6 protein-coding genes and 1 pseudogene are annotated in these 5,943 nt (G+C 69.3%); 2 read left to right on the forward strand and 5 right to left on the reverse strand.

The window, feature by feature from the left end; all coding sequences use genetic code 11:
- Window positions 1–524, forward strand: a 524-nt coding sequence (locus FJV41_RS47490) for a hypothetical protein (protein WP_141649243.1), incomplete at its 5' end; no start/stop codon positions are given.
- 58 nt (window positions 525–582) lie between these two features.
- Here the strand turns inward: FJV41_RS47490 and FJV41_RS47495 are convergent.
- The gene (locus FJV41_RS47495) at window positions 583–1,665 is read right to left on the reverse strand and encodes a PEGA domain-containing protein (RefSeq protein WP_141649244.1); all 1,083 of its coding nucleotides are present in this window, start codon (window positions 1,663–1,665) and stop codon (window positions 583–585) included.
- 83 nt (window positions 1,666–1,748) lie between these two features.
- Between FJV41_RS47495 and FJV41_RS47500 the strand changes: the two genes are divergently transcribed.
- Window positions 1,749–2,279, forward strand: a complete 531-nt coding sequence (locus FJV41_RS47500; RefSeq protein WP_141649245.1) for a hypothetical protein — start codon at window positions 1,749–1,751, stop codon at window positions 2,277–2,279.
- A gap of 50 nt (window positions 2,280–2,329) precedes the next feature.
- Here the strand turns inward: FJV41_RS47500 and FJV41_RS47505 are convergent, their stop codons facing one another.
- The 4 genes and pseudogenes from FJV41_RS47505 to FJV41_RS47520 form a co-directional block, all read right to left on the reverse strand.
- Complete coding sequence (locus FJV41_RS47505; protein WP_141649246.1) at window positions 2,330–3,853, reverse strand: cellulose synthase family protein; 1,524 nt, start codon at window positions 3,851–3,853, stop codon at window positions 2,330–2,332.
- A 326-nt stretch (window positions 3,854–4,179) separates the two neighbouring features.
- On the reverse strand, window positions 4,180–5,160 hold the full coding sequence (locus FJV41_RS47510; protein WP_141649247.1) for a D-alanine--D-alanine ligase: 981 nt from the start codon (window positions 5,158–5,160) through the stop codon (window positions 4,180–4,182).
- 214 nt (window positions 5,161–5,374) lie between these two features.
- Entirely contained in the window at window positions 5,375–5,668 is a 294-nt protein-coding gene (locus FJV41_RS47515) for a hypothetical protein (RefSeq protein ID WP_141649248.1), read from the reverse strand.
- A 2-nt stretch (window positions 5,669–5,670) separates the two neighbouring features.
- Window positions 5,671–5,943: pseudogene (locus FJV41_RS47520) on the reverse strand (PEGA domain-containing protein); the annotation flags it as partial.

Raw genomic sequence — 5,943 nt, forward strand, 5'->3', positions numbered from 1 at the left:
CCCCCTCTGTTTCCCTGGCCCCCCGCGCCGTCCGCCTCGTGGCCGACACGCCTCCCCAGGAGACGGAGTCCTTCGACAAGGTGCGCGATGACGTGGAGGTCGACACGGACGAAGGCGAGCGCACGCCTCGCGTCGTCACCTTCGGAGAGAGCGCGGTGCTGCGCCGGGATGGCCAGCGGGCCCGTCTTTACGGCGACGCCAAGGGCACGCTCGGCTTCAGCGTGGACAACTTCCTGCTGCTGGAAGTGCTCGACGGCCAGGGCAAGAAGGTGGTGCGGCGCGCCGTCGTGGGCTTCACCGAGAGCGTCCACATGGGCAACGAGCAGGTCGACAACGTGGGCCGCCGCGCCTTCAGCTTCGAGCCCGGCGAGATTGACGTCACCGAGCTGCTGCCGGAGTCCTCGCCCTTCAAGGTCCGCGTCACCGTCCTGGACTCCTGGGGCGTGGGCCGCGTGTCGGACGTCTACCTGGTGCTCACCGCCCCGGAGCAGCGCGCCGTCGAGGATGACTTGCGCGGCGAATGAGGCCCGACAGGCCGCGCTCCCGCCGAAGCAGCGCGGGCGCGGCCTGGAGCACCCAAGCCTAGAAGCGCAGCCCGCCGACCGCGGGCGTCTTGAAGGGACCCGCACCGGCGCCACCAGAGCGTGGGGCTCCGCCCTTCAAGAAGACGCAGTCCTCGGGGCACAGCGTGTTCTTGTCCTGCAGCTTGAGGGTGGGGTCCCGCGTGGCCATCACCGCGCCCACCGTGCCCGCCGCGACCACCGCGCCCACTCCCGCCCAGACGTACCAACGCCCGTACCAGGGCTTGCTGGAGCTCTCCACCTCCGCGTCCGGCGAGTCGTTGTCGAACGACAGAGCCGGGTTCGGCTCGTCCGGCATCGACGTCGAGGGGTCCAGCACCGGCGGGGTGCGCGGAGAGTCCCCGGCACGCGCCGTGTTGCTCGCCAGACCCGTGTCCACCGCCGGGCGCATCCGCCCGGTCAGCTCGTAGTTCGTCCCGGCCAGCACGTTGATGTTGTGGACGTGGGACTTGTAGCCCTCGGCGCGGAACTCGATTTCGCGCGAGCCGGGCTTGAGGAGGATGTCGCTCAGCGGCACCGTGCCCACCTCGACGTCGTCCACCAGCACCACGGTGCCGGCCACGTCCGCGAGCGCTCGCGCGAAGCCCATGGTGGCCTCCAGCGCCACCTTGACCTCAGTCTGCGTGCCCTCCTTCACGTCCAGCCGCCGCGTGTATTCCGCGTAGCCCGGCTTGCGGACCACCAGCGTGTGCTCGCCCGGCGTCACCGTCAGTTGCGTGGGAGCCGGCGTGAGCACCCCCACGTCGCGACCATCCAGCGTCAGCCGCGCACCCCGGACGGGGCCGCCGATGAACACCGCCAGCTCCGTCTTCACCGGGGCCAGCGGCGCCAGCAGGCCTTCGTCGGGAGGCGGCAGGTTCTTCTTCTTGCTGCCCCTCGCGGTGGCCGGAGCCTTGGTGCGCGCGGGCTTCTTCGTCACCTTCTCCGCCTTCTTCTTCTTCACCACCTTCGTCTTGCCCGCCTTCGCCTTCGACGACTTCGACGGCGTGAGGGGGGCCAGGAGGTCATCGGCCTGCGCGAGCGCGGAAGACGGGGCCACCAGGGCGGCCACCAGCGAAAAGAGGACGAGGCGTCGAATGCTCATGACGGACCGAAGGTTAGAGAGTCGTCCAAGGGGAATCAAACGAAGTCCCTCCCAACCGTCCATTCAGCCAATATCCGCGCCCCATGCACCGCGCCCTGCCCTCATTGGCCCTCGGCTTCAGTGTCCTCTGTCTCACGGCGTGCCCCGCCAAGGCTCCTCCCACCGTGGAGACACGGCCCCCACCTCCGCCCCCTGTGCGCGTCCCCGCGGGGTGCGAGAGCAGCCAGGCAGGCGAGTACCGCCACGCCGAGAATCCGGCCTTCCGCTACCACGGCGAAGATGATGGCGGGACGCTGTCACTGGCCGTGGTGCGAGCCCGCGCGGACGGCGACGCGGGCACGGAGTCCCCCGACTCGAGCACCGCGTCCATCATCCTCGAGCGCACACCCGGAGGTTTCGTGGGCGAGACGCGCGCCACGGGCTTCACCGGCTCGGGAGCACCCTGCCCCGTCGCGTTCCCCACGGAGCTGGTGGCGTGTGACGACGCGGGCCTCACGCTGCGCGCGGTGGCCAGCACGTCCATCGACGAAGGGTGCCGGCCTTCCCGCTCCGGTCCGCCTCCAGTGAGGCTGCGGCAGGTGCTGCTGCGAGACCCGCCGGACGCGGGCCTCTAGGGACACAAGCCACCGCGCCCCGATGCGCAGGGGCGCGGCGCGAGTCACCTTCAGGCGGCGCGGCGGGCCTGCTCCTCGGCGGGATTCACCGCGGGGCTGGCGTCGCTGAGCTTCACGCGGCCGGCGAGCCCCTGCAGCAGGCTGGAGATGCCCACGTAGAGGAAGCCCGCCTGGAACAGGATGATGAAGGGCAGCGACGTGTAGATGCGCGCGTCGATGGCGAACCACAGCGCCCCGGTGAAGTACGCCGCGAACAGCAGCTCCACCACCGGCATCAGCGTCTTGCTGCCGCGGTACGCCTTCTTCACCGCGATGACCTTCTTGCCCTCGGCGCCCGTCTTCGGCGTGCGGGCGAAGCCCGACTGCTGGTTGAGCAGCGCCTCCGCCACGGCCTTGGCGTTGTTGATGGCCAGGCCGATGCCCAGGCTCATCAGGAACGGCAGGTACTTCACCCGCTCCCAGCCCGTCACGCCCCGCTCCCGCTGCGCGGCGACGTAGAAGAAGCACACGCTCGCCGTCGCGGAGATGAAGAAGGGCAGGTCCAGGAACAGCGTGCCGTAGAGGCCGTGCTGGAAGCGCACCACCATGCTGATGGGCATCAGCACCGACAGCAGCACCATCAACAGATAAGCCATGTTGTTGGTGAGGTGGAAGAACGCCTCGCGCTTCACCGCCAGCGGCAGGTCGCTCTTGAGGATGGTGGGGAGCAGCTTCTTCGCCGTCTGGATGGAGCCCTTGGCCCAGCGGTGCTGCTGGCTCTTGAAGGCGTTCATGTCCACCGGGACTTCGGCCGGGGAGATGACCTCCGGGAGGAACACGAACTGCCAGCCCTTGAGCTGAGCGCGGTAGCTCAGGTCCAGGTCCTCGGTCAGCGTGTCGTGCTGCCAGCCACCCGCGTCCGCGATGGTGCCGCGACGCCAGATGCCGGCGGTGCCGTTGAAGTTGAAGAAGCAGCCGGAGCGGTTGCGCGCCGTGTGCTCGATGATGAAGTGGCCGTCCAGGAAGATGCTCTGGGCCTGCGTGAGGATGGAGAACTCACGGTTGAGGTGCCCCCAGCGCACCTGCACCATGCCCACCTTCGCGTCGGAGAAGAACGGCACCGTGCGCAACAGGAAGTCAGGGCTCGGCACGAAGTCCGCGTCGAACACGGCGACGAACTCGCCCCGCGCCGACTTCAGCCCGTGCTCCAGCGCGCCCGCCTTGAATCCCTCGCGGTTGACGCGGTGGATGTAGACGATGTCGTGGCCCTTCTGCCGGTGCCGCTCCACGCACGCCCGGGCGATCCCACACGTCTCATCCGTTGAGTCGTCGAGAACCTGGATTTCCAGGAGCTCGCGGGGGTAGTCGATGCGGCACACCGACTCCACCAGACGCTCCACCACATACATCTCGTTGAAGATGGGGAGTTGGATGGTGACGCGTGGAAGCTCCTTCAAAGGGCTCTTGGGCGTCGGCAGCTTGAACTTGTGCCGGTAATACAGGAACGCCATTCGGTACCGGTGCGAGCCGTAAACCGCCAGCACGCACAGGACGCTGAAATAGACGCCCAGGAAGATGATCTCGACGGTGGTCATCAGTGACGCTCAGCCCCTCCCGCGCAGCCCCCGTGGCCCGCGGTCCTTCCTTGCGTGGCGGCATCGGAATCCCGTCTCACGCCGACCGCCGCCTCCTGGGTCCGCTGAGCCCCCGTCCCGTATGTGCCCGAAAAGACAAGGCTTTAACCATCCAGGACTGATCGCGCCGGACAATAGGGAGGCGTCAAGGACGTGTCAAATTATTCCCAGAGTTTGAACGTTCCGTTCAGGTCCGGGGTGACACCTCGCGTTACCGGGGCTTCGAGGAGATCCAAGGGGTTGGCGCCGGGGCTGAGGCGGCGCCAGGACTCGGACTACCCGGAAGGTCAGCTCACCGCGCGGCGAGGCTCGGAGATGGTGGGAGCGGGGGCGACCACGGGCGCGTCCATGACACCCGCCTCGTCCCGCGTCGCCAGCGCGAGGATGCGCTCGACGAGCTCCGGGAACTCCACGCCCGCATGGGCGGCAATCTTGGACAGCAGGCTGGTGGGGGTGAAGCCGGGCAGCGTGTTGGCCTCCAGCACCACGTCGTTGTCGGTGTCGGAGCACAAGAGGTCCACTCGGGCGTACCCCCGGCAGCCCAGGGCGCGGTACGCGGAGAGCGCCAGGGCCTCCACATTGGCCACGCGCGTGGCGGACAGGCGGGGCGGCAGGAAGTAGCGCGCGCCGCCCTTGTACTTGGCCTCGAAGTCGAAGCCCTCGCGAGGAGTGCCCACCTCGCAGCTGCCCAGCACCTTGTCGCCGAGGATGCCCACCGTCACCTCGCGGCCCGGAATGAAGCGCTCCACCAGCGCCTCGCCGCCGAAGCGGCACGCCTGGGCCACCGCCGCGACGAGCGACTCCGGCTCGCGGACGATGGACAGGCCCACCGACGAGCCGCCGCATGCGGGCTTCACGACGCAGGGGAAGCCCAGGTCGCCTTGCAGCTCCAGGGCGCGCGCGGCGTCGTCGCGACCCACGCGATACCCCTGGGGCGTGGGCAGGTTGTGCAGGCGGAAGAGCTTCTTGGCCATGGGCTTGTTCATCGCCAGCGCCGAGGCCAGCACGCCCGAGCCCGTGTACGGCAGCTCCAGCAACTCCAGGAGGCCCTGCACCCGGCCGTCCTCGCCCATGCGCCCGTGCAGCGCGATGAAGGCCACGTCCAGCTCCGCGGCGCGCAGCGCCCTGTCCAGACCCGGCCCCGCGAACACCCGGGTGACCTGATGGCCGCGGGATTCCAGCGCCGCGACCACGGCCTCTCCCGTCTTGAGCGAAATCTCCCGCTCCTCGCCCCACCCGCCCATCAGCACTCCGACGCGCTTGCCCATGTCGATGAAACCTCCTGGGCACACGACAGAGCACGGCGGATGCCAACCCCTCCCGGGAGGGTGGCCCCCCGGCTTCGCCTCGACAGTCCCCGTGGAGACGGGGGTTTGCGTCGGCAGGGGGGCCGCCAGGCGGGCGTGTCCCCGAGGACACGGCGCGGCAACCGGACCACGCGAAGCGAGGGGCTGTAGGAACTACCGCCCCTCGCGGCGGCGACTACGGCCCGGCGTCCACCGGGCCCGCGTCAACCGGACCCGCGTCCGTCTGCCCTGGCGAGCCCGCATCCGAACCGGAGTCCGTCTGCCCTGGCGAGCCCGCATCCGAGCCGGAGTCCGGAACGGCGCTGCTGTCCCGGACGCAGCTGTCGTCCTTGCAGATGAAGCCCTCCAGGCATTGGTTGCGGTCGTCACACGGCTGCCCCTCCTCGTCGAAGTCGACCAGGAGGCTGCACGCGGACAGGCCCAGGGACAGGGCCGCGAAGGGAATGAGGAAACGAAGGGGACGGCGCATGGCTAGTAATTCCGGAGATCGTCTTCGTCGATGGACGGCCGCTTCTTCTTCTCGTCTTCCTCGCGCTTGCGCTTCTCCTCTTCCTCGCGCTTGCGCTTGGCCTCCGACTCCTCCTCCTGCTTGCGGCGATCCTCCAGTTCGCGGCGCTGGCGCTCCACCTCTTCACGCCGCTTGCGCAGTTCCTCTTCGCGCTGGGCGGCCTCGTCGTCCTTGGAGCGGCGCGTGTCCTGCGAGCGCGTCGTGGGCGGCGGCGGGGTCGGCTCGCTCACCGGGGG

Source organism: Myxococcus llanfairpwllgwyngyllgogerychwyrndrobwllllantysiliogogogochensis (assembly GCF_006636215.1).
GTDB classification, from domain to species: Bacteria; Myxococcota; Myxococcia; order Myxococcales; family Myxococcaceae; genus Myxococcus; species Myxococcus llanfairpwllgwyngyllgogerychwyrndrobwllllantysiliogogogochensis.